18 protein-coding genes, 2 pseudogenes and 1 other annotated feature are annotated in these 16,742 nt (G+C 37.3%); of the genes and pseudogenes, 17 read left to right on the top strand and 3 right to left on the bottom strand.

What is annotated here, in order from left to right:
- Window positions 1-3: 3 nt before the first annotated feature.
- Window positions 4-876 (bottom strand): protease HtpX, encoded by an 873-nt coding sequence (gene htpX, locus ACLHDF_RS21320; protein WP_413920624.1) that lies wholly within the window; start codon window positions 874-876, stop codon window positions 4-6.
- A gap of 321 nt (window positions 877-1,197) precedes the next feature.
- On the bottom strand, window positions 1,198-1,785 hold the full coding sequence (plsY, locus tag ACLHDF_RS21315) for a glycerol-3-phosphate 1-O-acyltransferase PlsY (RefSeq protein WP_413920623.1): 588 nt from the start codon (window positions 1,783-1,785) through the stop codon (window positions 1,198-1,200).
- 660 nt (window positions 1,786-2,445) lie between these two features.
- On the opposite strand from plsY, the gene ACLHDF_RS21310 reads away from it, so the two are divergent.
- The 16 genes and pseudogenes from ACLHDF_RS21310 (at window position 2,446) to ACLHDF_RS21235 (ending at window position 14,418) form a co-directional block, all read left to right on the top strand.
- Window positions 2,446-2,634: a hypothetical protein gene (locus ACLHDF_RS21310; RefSeq protein WP_413920622.1), complete on the top strand. Its 189-nt coding sequence runs from the start codon at window positions 2,446-2,448 to the stop codon at window positions 2,632-2,634.
- Window positions 2,635-2,961: 327 nt separating this feature from the next.
- Window positions 2,962-3,273, top strand: a complete 312-nt coding sequence (locus ACLHDF_RS21305) for a hypothetical protein (protein WP_413920621.1) — start codon at window positions 2,962-2,964, stop codon at window positions 3,271-3,273.
- A gap of 201 nt (window positions 3,274-3,474) precedes the next feature.
- Window positions 3,475-4,142: pseudogene (locus ACLHDF_RS21300) on the top strand (GH25 family lysozyme).
- Between the two features lie 34 nt (window positions 4,143-4,176).
- A complete protein-coding gene (locus ACLHDF_RS21295; RefSeq protein ID WP_413920680.1) occupies window positions 4,177-4,503 on the top strand; it encodes a phosphoribosyl-ATP pyrophosphohydrolase in 327 nt (108 codons plus the stop codon).
- A 342-nt stretch (window positions 4,504-4,845) separates the two neighbouring features.
- Window positions 4,846-5,232 carry a hypothetical protein gene (locus tag ACLHDF_RS21290; RefSeq protein WP_413920620.1) on the top strand — a complete coding sequence of 129 codons (387 nt, stop codon included), beginning with the start codon at window positions 4,846-4,848 and terminating at the stop codon, window positions 5,230-5,232.
- A complete protein-coding gene (locus ACLHDF_RS21285) occupies window positions 5,233-5,517 on the top strand; it encodes an HNH endonuclease domain-containing protein (RefSeq protein WP_413920679.1) in 285 nt (94 codons plus the stop codon).
- 138 nt (window positions 5,518-5,655) lie between these two features.
- Window positions 5,656-6,600, top strand: coding sequence for a sugar-binding transcriptional regulator (locus ACLHDF_RS21280; protein ID WP_413920678.1), 945 nt, complete (start codon window positions 5,656-5,658; stop codon window positions 6,598-6,600).
- Window positions 6,601-7,091: 491 nt separating this feature from the next.
- Window positions 7,092-8,393, top strand: a complete 1,302-nt coding sequence (locus tag ACLHDF_RS21275; RefSeq protein WP_221813205.1) for a pyrimidine-nucleoside phosphorylase — start codon at window positions 7,092-7,094, stop codon at window positions 8,391-8,393.
- A 21-nt stretch (window positions 8,394-8,414) separates the two neighbouring features.
- Window positions 8,415-9,089, top strand: a complete 675-nt coding sequence (deoC, locus tag ACLHDF_RS21270; protein WP_413920619.1) for a deoxyribose-phosphate aldolase — start codon at window positions 8,415-8,417, stop codon at window positions 9,087-9,089.
- 59 nt (window positions 9,090-9,148) lie between these two features.
- Window positions 9,149-9,547 (top strand): cytidine deaminase, encoded by a 399-nt coding sequence (locus tag ACLHDF_RS21265; RefSeq protein ID WP_413920618.1) that lies wholly within the window; start codon window positions 9,149-9,151, stop codon window positions 9,545-9,547.
- A gap of 19 nt (window positions 9,548-9,566) precedes the next feature.
- Window positions 9,567-10,748 carry a NupC/NupG family nucleoside CNT transporter gene (locus ACLHDF_RS21260; RefSeq protein WP_413920617.1) on the top strand — a complete coding sequence of 394 codons (1,182 nt, stop codon included), beginning with the start codon at window positions 9,567-9,569 and terminating at the stop codon, window positions 10,746-10,748.
- 147 nt (window positions 10,749-10,895) lie between these two features.
- Window positions 10,896-11,510, top strand: coding sequence for an AmiS/UreI family transporter (locus tag ACLHDF_RS21255; RefSeq protein ID WP_413920616.1), 615 nt, complete (start codon window positions 10,896-10,898; stop codon window positions 11,508-11,510).
- Between the two features lie 42 nt (window positions 11,511-11,552).
- Window positions 11,553-11,797 (top strand) — a binding site (T-box leader).
- A 67-nt stretch (window positions 11,798-11,864) separates the two neighbouring features.
- Window positions 11,865-13,094, top strand: coding sequence for an MFS transporter (locus tag ACLHDF_RS21250; RefSeq protein WP_413920615.1), 1,230 nt, complete (start codon window positions 11,865-11,867; stop codon window positions 13,092-13,094).
- A gap of 84 nt (window positions 13,095-13,178) precedes the next feature.
- Entirely contained in the window at window positions 13,179-13,595 is a 417-nt protein-coding gene (locus ACLHDF_RS21245) for a DUF4275 family protein (protein ID WP_413920677.1), read from the top strand.
- Between the two features lie 274 nt (window positions 13,596-13,869).
- Window positions 13,870-14,215 (top strand): annotated as a pseudogene (locus ACLHDF_RS21240) (DUF805 domain-containing protein).
- A 50-nt stretch (window positions 14,216-14,265) separates the two neighbouring features.
- Window positions 14,266-14,418, top strand: a complete 153-nt coding sequence (locus tag ACLHDF_RS21235; RefSeq protein ID WP_413920614.1) for a DUF805 domain-containing protein — start codon at window positions 14,266-14,268, stop codon at window positions 14,416-14,418.
- A 75-nt stretch (window positions 14,419-14,493) separates the two neighbouring features.
- On the opposite strand, the gene ACLHDF_RS21230 is transcribed toward ACLHDF_RS21235, so the two are convergent.
- The gene (locus tag ACLHDF_RS21230) at window positions 14,494-15,552 is read right to left on the bottom strand and encodes an LLM class flavin-dependent oxidoreductase (protein ID WP_413920613.1); all 1,059 of its coding nucleotides are present in this window, start codon (window positions 15,550-15,552) and stop codon (window positions 14,494-14,496) included.
- Window positions 15,553-15,870: 318 nt separating this feature from the next.
- Here ACLHDF_RS21230 and ACLHDF_RS21225 point away from each other — a divergent pair, with 318 nt between their 5' ends.
- Window positions 15,871-16,683 (top strand): transporter substrate-binding domain-containing protein, encoded by an 813-nt coding sequence (locus tag ACLHDF_RS21225; protein ID WP_413920612.1) that lies wholly within the window; start codon window positions 15,871-15,873, stop codon window positions 16,681-16,683.
- Window positions 16,684-16,742 lie beyond the last annotated feature (59 nt).

The raw sequence follows: 16,742 nt of genomic DNA, 5'->3' as shown, positions 1-16,742 counted from the left end.
TGCTTATAGTGAATGCAAGCGTTCAATGCGTTTTTCAAGCGGCGGGTGAGTAGAGAATAAGCGCGAAAACTTTTCTTTACCGCTAATTTTAAAAGCAGCAATTGATTTTTGACGGTCATCTACTAATGAAGTAGTATGACGAAGTGATTCTAACGCATAAATCATTTTTTCTTTACCGCCGAGTTTAGCTGCAAGCTCATCGGCCTTGAATTCACGTCTTCTTGAATGCCAGAAAATAATCGGGCTGCTTAAAATACTAAAGAGAATTTCAAATATAATGGATGTAAGGAAATAGACAACCATCGCGAATTCTTCTCGCACAAAGTTGGATACCGCTTTGGCTACTAAACGAGAGAAGAAAATAACGAATGTATTTAATACTCCTTGCAGCAGCGTAGTTGTTACCATATCACCGCTTTTAATGTGCGCTATCTCGTGGGCGATAACGCCGCTAATGGCATCGCGATCCATGCGTTCAAGCATTCCGCTTGAAACTGCAACAAGCGAGCGTCTTTTACTTGGCCCCGTTGCAAAAGCGTTAACTTCCGCTGAGTGATAAATTCCGACCTGAGGCATTTTTCTTAATCCTGCAACAGATGCAAGTCGGTGCGTTTCTTCGAGAACAAATCGTTCGTATTCACCTTGAGGGGAACGTTCATCAATAACTTGAACACCCATCATCCACTTTGCCATGACGCGTGACATCATCAGAGAAATAATCGCGCCGCTAAAGCCGGCAATTACACTAAATGCCAGCAGGCCGCCGTAGCCGCTGCTTCCCATATAGCCTTGAACACCTAATAAAGATGTAATCGTTGTGATTGTAATTAATACTAAAATATTAACAAAAATAAACAGTGAAATTCGTTTTAGCACAAGTCTTCCTCCTTTAACTAATACGTGCATGGTAGCTATACGGTTAGGGGAGGGAAAAGGTTTCATTTATTTATTCAAAGTTACTAAAAAGATTACTATGTTAAGTTAATAAATAGTAAATATCAAATTATAAAATAAGATACAAGAAGTAGCGCAATGTATTATTTATTCTATAACCAAGAGCGTTTCTTCTAAAAAGTTTTATAATTTACGTCTATCTTCGGACGAGAAATACTAAAATAATTAAAAAAAGGTGTTCAAATTATGAACACCTTTTTGTTAAACATATTTAAAGGTTACTAGTAAATAACTTCATTACTTTTAAAAATTAACCTTAGGTTCTGTACCTAATTTAATGCGTTTGAAGTTTTTTATATGCTTCCACGTAATGAAAGCAAAAATAATGGCTGCAAACACCATTAATATGACATCACCTACATAGATTGATGTTAAAAAGGCAACCAATGCGCCAATAGGTGAAGATAAGGATACGTATTTAGAAATTTTTAGAGCAATTAAAAAAGCAAGAATCCCTACAATGAAAGCTAATGGTGAAAATGCAAGGAATACACCAGCGGCAGTTGCTACAGATTTTCCTCCTTTAAATTTTGCAAAAATTGGATAACTATGTCCAAGAATAGCGATAAATCCAGGGACAAGCATGTGTAAGTGGCTATTCATAATAAGCGGTAAACAGACAGCTAATGAGCCTTTTGCTATATCGCCGATCAATACTATAATACCTGCTTTCTTTCCTAAAGTGCGAAAGGTATTAGTGGCTCCTAAGTTACCGCTTCCGTGTTTACGAATATCGGTTTTGTAAAATCCTTTTCCAATTACTAAAGCAAAAGGAATTGATCCAATTAAATAAGCTAATAAGATAATTATAATATTTGTTAGTACGTTCATTGTTGGCACCTCAAATTTTGTTGTTATTATCATTTGTTTTATAGCGAGATATCAAGAGTGAAATTTATTTTGTTTCTAATCATTTCTATTTATATGTATTGCTTCCCAGTGAGTAAAGTGTTGCTTTTTAAATAGTGAAAGGTAGCTCGTATATCTCTATAAAATATAAATGCGGTACAAGTAGCCTTTCATATGGATAGAGGGTTCTGGCTGTTACGGTGGAGTGTCTGTAAATTTACTTGGATTTTTAGTGGGATAACCCAATAACTTTTAGTATGTTAAGATGTTTCTGAACTTTCAAGCCTTGATACGTATTAGTATAGATTGATATGTCTATTATAAATATGTATAAAAGAGAAAAGAGGAGAAGGGAAAAGGCAAAAATAAAAAACTTGCTACAACACCAGCGAAGTTTTTTACGCATAAGCCGCTCTGCTTTCTTTCCACAGAATATGAAAACTTATAATACAATTTTTAAAATATAACATAAATATTTAAAGATTAAAAGATATTTTGGGTATATTGTATTAGAAAGAATGTGTTCTCAATATTTTTTTGTGAAAATCAAGATAAAAGAATTAACAAATTAAAAGAAATATAATAAAATGTAAAACAGTGTTTCGAAATATTAACTTCTTAAAATTGAAAGGAGTCCTGCACTTGTTGTGGACAGATATTAAAGAACGAGAAGTAGTTATGTACAAAAACTGCCAGGCGAAAATTTTGGAAAAAAAGGCGCCGAATAAAATAGTCGTTCGAAATCTAGAATTCCCGGAAAAAGGTGATTGGATATCAGCCGAGCTTGATTTTGAGGCTGTTGAAAAATTTGAGAAGAGTCGAGAACACTAATACGAAAAACATTTTACAATACTTCTATTTATCATATAAGAAAAAGCCGGGCTTACATTTTGAGTTCGGTTTTTTTGTTTATGGCTAATTATTTCTCCTTACGAAGAGCTCCCCTCACAGGTAATAATTATTTGTGGTTATCGCATTTAAAACGGTGCCTTTCTCTCTTATTAACTTTCCATCATTAAACTAGTCCTACATGAAAAATATTTTTATGTAGGACTATCGTTTTATTTTTAGTACATACATTTCTGCCACTTTTTTCATGTACAAACGTTCAGAAACAAAATCTCTGTGCATACATTGAAGACAAAGGGGGAGGATACAATGGGAAAAGCAAGTCGTATATTGAAATGGGTCAGCGGAGGTTTAGAGGCTCTTTGGGGGGTTCCGCTCTTAGGTGGAACATTGGTTATAAGCCTAGCATACACGCCGCTTATTCTTATGCTCGCACTGCATATCGTAGGTTTAGTATTTGTAATTAAAGCAAACAAAGTTCGGACAGGGCATATCATAGGAATTGTCTGTTCAGCTATTGCATGGATTCCGTTTGTCGGCATGATCATGCATATTTTAACGGCTATTTTCTTGCTTATAGAAGCAGCCAAAGATAACGAACCATCTGAAGACGCAGCATAAAAGAAAAGCCGCCTGATTTTTAGGTGGTTTTTTGTCTTTCCTACCAAAGACTTGCAGGCTCTCTTGTTTTGGAAAATCCTTTTTATGTTAAAATATTAGAAGTATTTTCTAAAAAAGGGGGTAAACATAATAGACAAAGTAAATCAAAAAAACAAAAGACTTTTTACAGCAGTAATCATAGTAGCGGCTTTTATAGGCCTGATGTTTTTACTATGGAGTAAAGGGTGGATAATTCCAAATGCGATAAGTGCCAGCCGCTATAACGTAAAAGGCGTAGACGTATCTTCTTATCAGGGGGAGATTGATTGGAATACGTTGAGTAAACAAGATATTCAGTTTGCTTTTATAAAAGCAACGGAAGGAAGTTCATTTCAAGACCCTTTATTTAAACAAAACTGGAAACAAGCAAACCGCAAAAACATGCGAATCGGAGCTTATCACTTTTTTAGTTATGATAGTAAAGGTGCAACACAAGCGGATAATTTTATCAAAACGGTCTCTTTTAAAAATAATGATTTGCCTCCAGTGATTGATGTAGAATTTTACGGAGATAAAAAACAAAGCCTTCCGTCTCAGAAACATGTATACAAGGAGCTTTCTAGTATGATTAAACGTCTTGAATCTCATTATGACAAGCGCGTCATTCTTTATACGACGCCTAAAGCGTATGACTGTATATTAAAAACAGATATCCTGAGTGTGATATTTGGATTCGCAATGTTGTAAAAAAACCTACTCTTGAAGAACAGAAAGAATGGACGTTTTGGCAGTATACGGACAAAGGGCGGTTAAATGGCTATAAAGGTGAAGAAACGTTTATTGATTTAAATGTGTTTAACGGAAATCAAGCAGCATTTGAAAAATACTAGTTTAATAGGAAGTTAAGGAATGGAGGAGAAAATAATGGCTACGTATAACAAGCTAGTGCGAGATAAAATCCCCACAATTATTGAGCAAAGTGGAAAAACCTTCAAATCACGCGTGCTGCAGCGAGAAGAATATCAAAATGAGCTGATGAAAAAAGCAAAAGAAGAGCTTCAAGAATACATAGAAGCCAAAACGCATCAAGAGGCTATTGAAGAGCTCGCGGATTTACTGGAAGTCATGCACGCGCTAGCAGCTGTGCATGGAGCAACTCCGGAACAGCTGGAGAAAGTGCGTGAGGAGAAAGCGAAGAAGCGCGGGAAGTTTGATGACCGGGTTTATTTAATGGAAACGGAAGACGCATAGCTCGGTGGTGCGAATAGTGGAGGGAGTGAGCGTTGGCAGGTGAGTTTTAATTTAAAAGTAGGAGAAATAAAAAAAGCTTATTTAACAGAACAAGAAATCTGGAAGATCATTAATCAATTTTTCGCTAATGGTCACTTTACTACAACATATAAATATGGATTACTGAAAGCTTTAATTAAGAACATATATAACGTTGATAATCAGTTAGTACTCACGTTTGATCAAATTTATTTTTCGTTTGCTAAAATATAGTGGAATTTGGTTATTCATCATGATTTAAATCAATTAAATATACCCAATAGACAAGCAGGAATTCAAAAGGAATTAAAGGAATTTCAGTTAATGCATCGTGTTCCCACTCAAGTAGTATTTGATCGTTTACCAAGTGCTCTTCAATTGCAATTAGTAGAGAGAACTAAAAAAGTGGGGGCAAGGTATGTAGTAGGGGCGTTATACGGAGATATGGAGAGTTCTATTTATGAGTTTGATAAAAGAACAGGATACATAAAGTTTAATAGCAGTATGTATATTTTTTTACAAAAATACAGACAAATTGTTACCCATTTAACGAATTATCACTTAGCTAAATTTTTAGAAAAACATAATGACAAAGATAGGCTAGAAGATATTGTGTTAAAAGTAGAAAATATTTTAAAACGTGAATCGCTGCATGCATTCTATAACATACTTTGGAAATACGAAACAAAAGAATGTTTTTATTGTGGCTAAATTTTTTCTGATAAACTCATCGCTACTCATGTAGATCATTTTATTCCATGGAGTTATATCCAATCAGATAATATTTGGAATTTGGTGTTAAGTTGTCAAAGTTGCAACACAAAAAAGAGCAATAAACTAGCCAAAGATGTATATCTTGAGAAAATGTTTATTCGTAATAATAATCTTAAATTAACAGCAGTTCACAATGATTTTAACTATTATTCGGAGCGTAGGTTAAAAGCTCTTTATGAGTATGCTGGAATGAATGGGTACGTAGAAAACTGGTCTCCTTAATCCTTAGTATTTCTCTTTTCATCACAGTTATAAAATCCCCTCTTGAAATTTTGTTCACTCACCAAGTAGACTAAAGACATAAGTTTGGTAAAATAGGGATAAGAAATTCATGAGGTAAGGGAGAACAAGTCGATGGAGATGGATCAAGAGAAATTTAATAAAGTGATTGAAGCGGCAAGGATGTATTATATTCTTGATTATAATCAAAGTGAAATTGCAAAAAAGCTTGGTGTATCAAGGCCTACGGTTTCTCGATTGCTGCAGACAGCAAAAGAAGAAGGCATTGTTCAAATTAAAATTGTGGATTCATCTATCAATAGTGAAAAATTGGCTTCCCAACTTGAACAAAAATTCAATTTAAAAAAAGCAATCGTAACACCGGTGCCTCAATATGAAAATCACATTATTAAAAGTCATCTAGGCGTGGCAGCAGCTGACTATCTCTATGATATCGTAAAAGATGGAGATATTATTGGAGTGACGTGGGGAACAACTCTTTATCAAGTGGCCATCGATTTAAAACAAAAGTATGTGAATGACGTGCAGGTTGTGCAGTTAAAAGGCGGAGTAAGTCATTCGGAAACAAGCACATATGCTTCTGAGATTATGTACTTATTTGGAAAGGCATACAATACGCCTCCTATGCATCTTCCTTTGCCTGTAATTGTCGATCATGTAGTAGTCAAAAAAGCAATGGAAACAGATCGTCATATTAAGCGCATTTTAGATTTAGGCAAACAAGCCAATATTGCTGTGTTTACTACGGGACCCATTAAAACGGATTCGCTGCTTTTTCAGCTTGGCTACTTTTCTGAACAAGATGTAGAGATGATTTCCTCGCGAGCAGTGGGAGACATTTGTTCACGTTTTTTTGACAAAGACGGACAAATTTGCAATGAAAGTCTGGATGAACGGACGCTTGGACTTGATTTGGAAGAACTGAAGAAGAAAGAGTACGCCATTTTAGTAGCCGGTGGGGATCAGAAAATTGACAGCATTTACGGAGCGCTGCAAGGAAAATTTGCGAATGTGCTGGTTACTGATCAGTTCACGGCGCGCTTTTTGTTAGGTAAACAAGAGTAAGGGAGATGAAGACGCTGTTTTTTTAAGAGCAAAAGCTTCATCGGATTGAAATAATAGAAGACGTTATATCGTATTCCGCATCATCTCTGCAGGCACAGCGAAACCGTTATCCTTTTCAAACAGACGCTTAAGGGGACCACAGGCTATATCATTAAACGTTGGGGAAGAATGTATTTTTCTCCTTATGCTACTCAAAAAAGAATTGAACGATTTACACCTTCTGATCAGCCATGCGTATTAATTCCTTACAAAAAGGTAAAGAATAAGTACCGAATCGTTTTGTCATTTGTGATAAAAGCTGCAAAATAAGGGAAGACTTCCGAGTGCGGAAGTCTTTTTTTATTCACTAAAACAGAGGTCAGAAATATTTTTGAACAAATGTAAATATATCTGTTTACAATTGTTCAAAGCTATTATATAGTAAGGGTGTAAGTTATTGAAAACGTTTTAGTGGATGCACAATATGCAGATACTTTTAGGGGGAAAACGTCATGAGAATGGTTGACTTAATTGAAAAAAAACGTAATGGACATGAGTTAAATAAAGCTGAAATTGATTTTATTATCGAAGGTTATACAAAAGGGGATTTACCTGATTATCAGCTATCGGCATTTGCGATGGCAATTTACTTTCAAGGAATGACGCAAGAAGAACGTGTAAATTTAACGCAAGCAATGGTTGAATCAGGCGATCAAATCGACTTATCAAAAATTGAAGGTATTAAAGTGGATAAACACAGCACAGGCGGCGTAGGTGATACAACAACACTTGTATTAGGACCTTTAGTAGCTGCGGTTGATGTACCGGTTGCCAAAATGTCTGGCCGCGGCTTAGGACATACAGGCGGTACGATTGATAAACTTGAAGCAGTACCTGGCTTCCACGTTGAAATTACAAACGAAGAATTCATTCGTTTAGTTAACACAAATAAAATTGCTGTTATCGGTCAAAGTGGAGACTTAACGCCAGCGGATAAAAAACTTTATGCACTTCGTGATGTAACAGCAACGGTTGATTCGATTCCATTAATTGCAAGCTCAATTATGAGTAAGAAAATTGCGGCTGGAGCAGATGCAATTTGCTTGGATGTAAAAACTGGAAACGGCGCATTTATGAAAAAGCTTGAAGACGCTGAGGAATTAGCAAAAGCTATGGTTGAAATCGGAAAAGGCGTAGGCCGAAACACAAAAGCAATCATTTCAGATATGAGCCAGCCTCTAGGTTTTGCGGTTGGTAATGCGCTTGAAGTGAAAGAAGCTATCGACACGTTAAAAGGCGAAGGACCTGAAGATTTAACAGAGCTTTGCTTAACATTAGGAAGTCACATGGTTGTACTTGCTGAAAAAGCAAACAGCTTAGATGAAGCGCGTGCAATGCTTCAAGAAGTAATTAAAAACGGAAAAGCATTAGAATCGTTCAAAACGTTCTTAAGTGCACAAGGCGGAGACGCTTCTGTTGCAGACGATCCATCTAAATTACCGGATGCAGCGCACAAAATTGAGGTGCCAGCAAAAGAAGACGGATACATTTCAGAAATCGTGGCCGAAAAAATCGGCGTAGCAGCAATGAAGCTAGGCGCAGGACGTGCAACAAAAGAATCTGAAATTGACTTAGCAGTGGGTATTATGCTCAATAAAAAAGTTGGAGATCAAGTGAAAAAAGGCGACTCTCTTGTTACAATCCACAGCAACAGCGAAGATGTACAGGAAGTAATGGATATTGTCTATGATTCTTACAGCACGGTTGCTGAAAAAGTGGAAGCTCCGACGTTAATTTATAAAGAAATTCATTAAGAAGTAGAGAGGAAGAACAAAATGAGTCAAAACATTACGGGTATTATTGATCATACATTATTAAAAGCAGACGCAACAGAAGAGCAAATTACGGTTTTAGCACAAGAAGCAAAAGAATATTCATTCGCTTCGGTTTGTGTAAATCCAACGTGGGTAAAAAAAGCAGCTGAGTTATTAAAAGATGCTCCAGAAGTAAAAGTGTGTACGGTAATTGGCTTCCCTCTTGGAGCTACTACTTCAGCAGTTAAAGCATTCGAAACAACAAATGCAATTGAAAACGGTGCAGATGAAGTAGATATGGTGATCAACATCGGCGCGTTAAAAGATAAAAACTATGACCTAGTGCAAAGCGATATTCAAGCGGTGGTAGATGCTGCAAAAGGCAAAGCACTAGTAAAAGTAATCATTGAAACAGCTCTTTTAACAGACGAAGAAAAAGCAAAAGCTTCTGAGCTAGCTGTAAAAGCGGGTGCTGATTTTGTTAAAACGTCAACGGGCTTCTCAACAGGAGGCGCAACGGTAGAAGACGTAGCGCTTATGAGAAAAACGGTTGGACCAGATGTAGGTGTAAAAGCTTCTGGCGGCGTTCGAGGCTTAGAAGATGCAAAAGCAATGATTGAAGCAGGTGCAACACGTATTGGTGCAAGCTCTGGCGTATCAATTGCAAAAGGTGAATTAAGCAACTCTGATTATTAATAAATGACAGCAGGTTAGTACTAGCTAACCTGCTGTAAACTAAGCAAAGGGTGATGACGGTGGAGCCAAAACAATTAATAAACGAAGCAATCGCAGCAAGCAAACAAGCACATGTACCATACTCTCATTTCCATGTTGGTGCATCTCTTTTGACAACCGATGGAAAGATTTATCGTGGATGTAATATTGAAAACGCTTCCTATGGATTGACAAATTGCGCTGAGCGAACAGCGATTTTTAAGGCTGTTTCAGAAGGGGACAAGCAGTTTTCAGCTATCGCAGTTGTAGGTGATACGGACGGACCAATCTCTCCTTGCGGCGCATGCAGACAAGTATTAGCTGAGTTCTGTGATGATAACACACAAATTATCTTAGCAAACGTAAAAGGAGATTTTGTGATTACAAATATCAATGAAATCTTACCAGGCTATTTTTCATCAAAAGACTTACAAAAATAAGTAAGCAGTGGAGGATACTATGAAATATTTAATTGGCATCTTAGGGTTACTCGTTGTCTTTGGATTAGCGTATCTTGCAAGTAATAACCGTAAAGAAATCAAATATAAACCAATTATCATTATGGTTGTTATTCAAGTTCTTTTATCAGCTTTACTTCTAAATACAAAGTTTGGCTTGATTATTATTAATGCCATTGCCAGCGTCTTTGGAAAGCTGCTTTCATACGCAAACCAAGGAGTAGAGTTCGTATTTGGGGGCATAGCGAATAAAGGATCAATGCCGTTTTTCTTAAACGTACTGCTTCCAATCGTTTTTATCTCTGTCTTGATTGGAATTTTGCAGCACTTTAAAATTCTTCCTTTCATTATGAAATGGATTGGTTTAGTTCTCAGCAAGATTAACGGAATGGGAAAATTAGAGTCTTATAATGCAGTAGCTTCTGCGATTGTAGGTCAGTCAGAAGTATTTATTACCGTTAAAAAGCAATTAGACAAACTGCCGCCAAACCGTTTATATACGCTTTGTGCATCAGCTATGTCGACTGTTTCAATGTCCATTGTCGGTGCTTATATGACAATGATTGAACCAAAATATGTAGTAACAGCGATTGTGATTAACTTATTTGGTGGATTTATTATCTCTTCTATCATTAATCCTTATACAGTAACGGATCAAGAAGATATTTTAGAAGTACAAACAGGTCATAAGCAAACGTTCTTCGAAATGCTTGGAGAATATATTATGGATGGATTTAAAGTAGCGATTATCGTGGGTGCGATGCTAATCGGCTTCGTTGCGCTGATGGCTGCGATTGATAACGTGTTTGAAATGTTATTTGGTCTGTCATTTCAGCATCTGCTTGGCTATGTGTTTGCACCGTTTGCATTCATCATGGGTGTTCCTGCTTCAGAAGTGGTAGCAGCGGGTGGAATTATGGCAACAAAACTTGTAACAAATGAATTTGTGGCAATGATGAGTCTGTCGGATATGGCCTCAACATTCAGTGCTAAAACACTTGGAATTGTATCCGTATTCTTAGTATCATTTGCTAACTTCTCATCAATTGGCATCGTGTCAGGAGCTGTTAAAGGCTTAAGCGAAAAGCAAGGAAATACAGTAGCGCGCTTTGGTCTTCGTTTACTGTACGGAGCTACGCTTGTAAGCGTACTGTCAGCGATTGTTGTCAGCTTTATTTTATAAGTGTAATAGAAACAGAAAGAAAAGCAGTTTCCTTTTCAAAAGGAATTGCTTTTTCTTTTTACATGTAAACTGAAACTCCGCACATCCTAAAGAAAAACATCGATACAGAGGAGGACTAGAAAAGCTGGGGGCTTTTCTTACTGAAAAATGGATCAAATTGGACTATTGCTGTCAGGCGCAGCTTTATTTTTAAACGGACTGATGCTGCTTGGAAAAGCAGATGAAAAAAACGTAGGCGTATTCAACTTATTTGTTGGAGCTTTTCAAGTTATTGCTCCATTTTATTTAATCATTACGTCAGATCAAAGCAACTGGGTTTTATATGAAAGAACGGCGATTTTTTTATTTGGCCTTACGTATTTATATTTAGGCGTGACGGTATTAAAAGGAATGCAAGGAACAGGGCTTGGCTATTACTCGCTTTGGGTATCTATTATCGCTTTAGTATATGTGACGGTATCTCTTATTCACTATCATGACGTAGTTAACGCCATTACATGGATTCTTTGGTCATTTTTATGGTTTTTATTCTATGTGCTCAATATGAGCAAAAGAGATGTATCCGTATATGTAGGGAAAGTGGCGATTGTGCAGTCATGGGTGACGTTGACGATTCCAGCTCTGTTTTCACTAACAGGCGTATGGGAAAACAAGGATATGTACAATATGTGGGGAATCGTGCTGGTCGCTTCCATCATTTATTTTGTATATCTAGGATACCGACTATTCTTTTCTCAGCAGCAAAAAATGATTTTAAAATAAAGTATTTACAATAAATAGATAATAATGGTAAGATGTTAGAAATTAAATGCCGTGAAGAGAAAAGTAGACAGCGTGTATTCTTAGCAGAGAGCTCCGGAAGCTGAAAAGGAGCAGGAAGAACGCCGTTGAAGCAAGCCTCTGAGCAGCGCATTGGATCTAACGTGATAGTGCGACGGTTGCTTCCGTTACAAAGCTAGAGTATAAGCGAAAGCCGTACTCGATAAGGTTTATATGGTGACATATGAACAAACTAGGGTGGCACCGCGACTAGTAATCTCGCCCCTAAGACACATGTCTTGGGGGTGGGATTTTTTTATTGACTAAAATCAATAATGGAGCGGAGGCCTTTCTTTTATGAAAAATAAGCTGCTGTCTTGGAAATACCCGTTTTTATTGCTGTTTGGAATTGGCACTAGCAATATCGGCGACTGGATTTATTTAATCGCCTTAAATTTAATGATGCTTGATATGACGAATTCGCCGCTTGCGGTTTCAGGGCTATACATGATAAAGCCGCTTGCTGCACTATGGACAAATATATGGTCTGGAAGCTTAATTGACCGCATGAACAAACGGAAGCTTATGATGTTTCTAGATTGGATGCGCGCCGGGATTATTGTTTGCCTTCCGTTTTTCTCATCTATTCTTGTCATTTATACGCTTGTGTTTATCATCAGTATGGCAAGTTCGATGTTTCGTCCTACATCGATGGTCTATATCACAAAGCTTATTCCAAACGAGAAGCGAAAGAGATTTAATTCATTGCGCAGTTTGATTGACTCAGGCGGTTTCCTTCTTGGACCAGCCGCAGCAGGCGCGCTATTTATGATTGGGACACCTGCATTTGCTATTTATGCCAATGCTGCAGCTCTGGTGTTGTCAGGAGTGGTTACTTTGTTTATGCCAAACTTAGATATAAAAACAGAAGTTAAAGAAAATAAGCTGTCTGTAAACACCATTCAAGAAGACTGGAAAGCGGTGTTTCGTTTTAGTAAAACGAACAAATATATTATGACAATTTATGTGTTGTTCAGCTTTTTAATAGTCATGGCTACGGCAATTGATTCACTTGAAGTTTCGTTTGCAACAAACGTAATCAAGCTGTCAGAAAGAGAGTACGGGTTTTTAGTGAGCATAGCAGGCGCTGGCATTATGATTGGAGCAGTTGTGAATACACTGTTTGCTAATAAGCTGTCGACGAACTTTCTGATAGGTGCCGGCAGTGTAGGAGTGTCGCTTGGCTATTTGCTGTATGCGTGTTCGTCTTCTTTTCAAACCATTAGCGCAGGGTTTTTTAGCTTATCCTTTGCATTAGCTTTTGCCAGTGCAGGTTTTCAAACCTTTTATCAAAACAGCATCCCTGTTAACATGATGGGGCGAGTAGGAAGTATATATGGACTGCTTGAGTCACTGCTGATCATTATTATGACCTTTCTATGCGGAATGGCTGCGCACATTTTTTCGATTCAAGGAGCTGTAATTGGTGGAAGCTTGTTGATGCTTTTAAGTACGGTTGTGTTGTTTTTGTGCACATTAAAGCCTGTGTTTTATAAAATGAATTTGGTCAAAAAGCAGGGAATCTAGCGCACAGATACGAGTGGACAAATAAACGGAGAAGCCGATAAAAAGAAATGAATACAGGATAAAGGATGAGAAAGCACAGTGAAAATGAAAGATGTGTTAAAGAAAAAAGGACCGTTTGTTAAGAAATTGCCGAAGCAAGGTGAACTTTTTCGTAAACGATGGGAAAATGAATTTGCGAGTTCTTTAAGCGGATCGCAAAAAAAGGAAATTTACATGGATAAATTCCTATGGCATGCATTTAGCTATGAGAAGCTAGTTTGTTTACAAGGAGAACAAACGATTCAAGCGTTCGAGCAGCAAATAAAGCACGACTGTTATTTATTGTTTGAGCATGATGAACGAGTGCTGCAGCTGTCTAAATGTAAGCATCTAACAACCGCTGATTTAAGTGAAAATACAAACATGTATTTAGACGATTTATATGTTGTTGATAAAGATTTCACGTGGACGTATGTGATCACCCATGAAAGTTCATGTGGACCTTACTTTTACCGAACATAAGTAAAGATAGAGCCTGCCGTGTTTATTAATATGGCAGATTTTTTGGTATAAAAGAACATTTTATTAATTAAAAGTAATTATAGCAATAAAATGGTTTTTTATCTGAAATTTTCAGGTATTTATTACTAACTATTATCCATCTCTATCCTATATCTACATTACCATTTGGGATTTTTTCAAAAAATAGGATATGAAAATAATTTTTAGTATGCTAAGGTAATTACTGCTAGTAAGCTTGTCTTACAAAATTCGTTTTGAAAAAGGAGGTTTTTGTATGAAATGGTATTTACATGTACTAAAAAACTATGCAACGTTTCAAGGAAGAGCAACGCGTACAGAGTATTGGATGTTTGTCTTATTTAATTTTATTATGTGGTGTGTGCTTTCAGCTATTGAAATTATGACAGAGATGCCTCCGTTTTTGCGTATAATACCTTGTTGCAGTCTTCATTCCATCACTTGCTGTGACAGCGCGCCGACTGCATGACATAGGAAGAAGCGGTTGGTGGCAGCTCATTAGTATTATTCCGATTGCCGGAAGTATTTGTCTGTTAATTCTTCTTTGTCTAAGAAGTGAGTCGCAGTTAAATCGTTTTAATGTACCGAATAAAGTTGCGTAGGCTTTTAACCATTAGTATTTTAATTTAGTAGACAAAGAGAGGGTTTCTCATTGTCCGACGACTTGCATAATATGGGAAGAAGCGGCTGGTGGTATTTCATCGGTATGATTCCATTTATCGGAAACATTTGGCTTTTTATTTTACTTTGTCAAAGAAGCAAGGTAACAGCCAATATTTACGATACAGACACCAAAGCGTCTTAAATATAGTATTTTTTTAGTTTGAAAAGTTAGTAAACTAAACGTGCGGATTGTTTTTAATTAAAAAGAAAACTCCTGTTAAAAAGGAGTTTTCTTTTTTGCATTTTCCCATACGCTGCTGGGAATTTCTTTCTGAAGAACTGGTACAACATCACTTGCAAAACGCTCTAGCTGTTCGCGCTGTTCTGCTTCGCTTAGACCATCTACGCTGATGCTCAGCACTTCGTTTCCATAAGCGCTGTGATAGTCTATTATTTTTTCAATGATTTGCTCAGGGCTTCCTACTAAAGCAGGGCCATGTTGAACGATATCTTCGAGTGACGTGAACGGCGATTGATTATGTTTGGCTGCCTCTGTATTGCTAAACGCGTTATAGTAGGGGCGATAGCGGCGAATTGCTTCTTCCGTTGTATCAGAAATATATAGGCTGCTGGCCCCTGAACCGACAATGGCCTTGCTTGGATCATGGCCATAATAAGCAAAACGTTCACGGTAATGGTCAATCAGCGCTTTATATTTAGCCTGAGGGTGAAAAGAATTGGATGAAAATAGCGGTTCTCCGTATTTAGCCGCAAGCTCTGTAGACAGCGGGCTTGACGCGCTTCCATGCCAAACGGGAATAGAAGGCTGAAACGGGCGCGGCTGAGTCGTGACGTTTGTTAAAGGCGGACGATAACGGCCGCTCCACGTGACATTTTCCTCTATCCAAAGCTGTTTCAAAAGAGCATATCTTTCAGCAAGAGACTCCCATTGCTCTTCTTCCGTAATGCCAAAAAGCGGATAATGACGCGGGTCATTGCCTTTTCCGATAATCAGTTCAAGGCGTCCACCCGATAGATGATCAAGCGTTGCATAATCTTCAGCTACTCGTACAGGATCTAAAATACTTAAAACGGTAACGGTAGTAAGAAGACGAATACGAGACGTTTTAGCAGCAATTGCACTTAAAACTACGGGAGGAGAAGAAGACAAAAAAGGAGCTCCGTGTCTTTCGCCGACTCCGTAAGCGTCAAAACCTAATTTTTCTGCCAGCACTGCTTGATTTAACACATGATGAAACTTTTCTTGAGCAGTCAATGTTTCTCCAGTAACCGGGTTCGGGATGTTTTGAATAAGGCTAAATAAAGCAAATTTCATACGTTTTACCTCCAAAAGATAAAATGGTGGACGACAATAAAAAAAGCAAACGTACACTTATTATCGTGTCCATTTGCCTCCAGTTGACTGGTAGATATGTAGTTCCATTGTTTTATTAGTTGTATCTTAAGCGGTAGACACTGAGCTGTCAAGATAATCTTTTCTCAAAACCCACTTGATTTATCGGTTAACTAGTATTATGATGTGAATAATCTTACACGAAGTAAGCCCACTGGTTAACCAGAGGCTCTTGATGAAGCAGATACTTTATCAAGAGCCTCTTTTTATTACAAACATATAGATTCAGGGGAGGAACGTATGAAAAAATATTGGCTGTTTTTACTTTCGATTGTAGTAGCTGTGAGCGTGGCAGGCTGCGGAACAACCGCATCTTCAAGTGCAGGAGAAAAGAAAGAAAAAGACGTTCAAACGATTGTCGTTGGGACCGGCACTCAGTTTCCTAACATTTGCTTCATTGATGATAAAGGTAAACTGACTGGATATGATGTAGAAGTAGTAAGAGCGATTGACAAAGAGTTAAAAAATTATAAATTTGAATTTAAAACAATGGAATTTTCAAATCTGCTTCTCAGCTTAGAAAGCAATAAAATTGATATGATCGCTCATAACATGGCTCAGAACGCTGAGCGAAAGAAAAAGTTTTTATTTAATGATGAAACGTATAATTATTCTCCGCTTTATGTAACGGTTCCTAAAAATCGAAATGATATTCATTCATTAAAAGGTTTAGAAGGTAAAAAAATGATTGTAGGAGCTACAAGCAACGCGGCTGTCTATCTAGACAAATACAATAAAAAACATGGCAATAAAATCGATGTAGTATACGCCGGTCAAGGTGCTGATGATGCCACAACTCAATTAAAAACAGGCCGAGCAGATGCTACGCTTGCAACACCATTTTCCATCGACTTTAGCAATCAAGCGCTGAAATTTCAGCAAAAAACGGTTGGAGATATTGTGATTAATTCAAAAGTTTATTTTATGTTTAACAAAAAAGACGAAAAGCTAAAGTTGGAAGTCGACCAAGCGATTAAAAAGCTGAAAAAAGCCGGTACGCTAAAAAAACTCAGTACAAAATGGCTGGGAGAAGACTACACGGTGCAAAATTGACTATGGTTAAAAAGCAGCTGCTCATACAGCTGCTTTTTTTGCATGATATAAATTCAATA

The sequence above is a fragment of the Priestia megaterium genome (assembly GCF_046599315.1).
GTDB lineage: Bacteria > Bacillota > Bacilli > Bacillales > Bacillaceae_H > Priestia > Priestia megaterium_F.
The sequence above is the reverse complement of the archived record's forward strand: the minus strand, read 5'-3'. Positions and strand labels throughout refer to the sequence as shown.

What these genes read in the sequence shown, in the direction of transcription:
- plsY (WP_413920623.1), bottom strand. Translation starts at nt 1,785, where the DNA reads ATGAACGTACTAACAAATATTATAATTATCTTATTAGCTTATTTAATT.
- ACLHDF_RS21305 (WP_413920621.1), top strand. Translation starts at nt 2,962, where the DNA reads ATGGGAAAAGCAAGTCGTATATTGAAATGGGTCAGCGGAGGTTTAGAG.
- ACLHDF_RS21295 (WP_413920680.1), top strand. Translation starts at nt 4,177, where the DNA reads ATGGCTACGTATAACAAGCTAGTGCGAGATAAAATCCCCACAATTATT.
- ACLHDF_RS21290 (WP_413920620.1), top strand. Translation starts at nt 4,846, where the DNA reads ATGCATCGTGTTCCCACTCAAGTAGTATTTGATCGTTTACCAAGTGCT.
- ACLHDF_RS21280 (WP_413920678.1), top strand. Translation starts at nt 5,656, where the DNA reads ATGGATCAAGAGAAATTTAATAAAGTGATTGAAGCGGCAAGGATGTAT.
- ACLHDF_RS21275 (WP_221813205.1), top strand. Translation starts at nt 7,092, where the DNA reads ATGAGAATGGTTGACTTAATTGAAAAAAAACGTAATGGACATGAGTTA.
- deoC (WP_413920619.1), top strand. Translation starts at nt 8,415, where the DNA reads ATGAGTCAAAACATTACGGGTATTATTGATCATACATTATTAAAAGCA.
- ACLHDF_RS21260 (WP_413920617.1), top strand. Translation starts at nt 9,567, where the DNA reads ATGAAATATTTAATTGGCATCTTAGGGTTACTCGTTGTCTTTGGATTA.
- ACLHDF_RS21255 (WP_413920616.1), top strand. Translation starts at nt 10,896, where the DNA reads ATGGATCAAATTGGACTATTGCTGTCAGGCGCAGCTTTATTTTTAAAC.
- ACLHDF_RS21250 (WP_413920615.1), top strand. Translation starts at nt 11,865, where the DNA reads ATGAAAAATAAGCTGCTGTCTTGGAAATACCCGTTTTTATTGCTGTTT.
- ACLHDF_RS21245 (WP_413920677.1), top strand. Translation starts at nt 13,179, where the DNA reads ATGAAAGATGTGTTAAAGAAAAAAGGACCGTTTGTTAAGAAATTGCCG.
- ACLHDF_RS21230 (WP_413920613.1), bottom strand. Translation starts at nt 15,552, where the DNA reads ATGAAATTTGCTTTATTTAGCCTTATTCAAAACATCCCGAACCCGGTT.
- ACLHDF_RS21225 (WP_413920612.1), top strand. Translation starts at nt 15,871, where the DNA reads ATGAAAAAATATTGGCTGTTTTTACTTTCGATTGTAGTAGCTGTGAGC.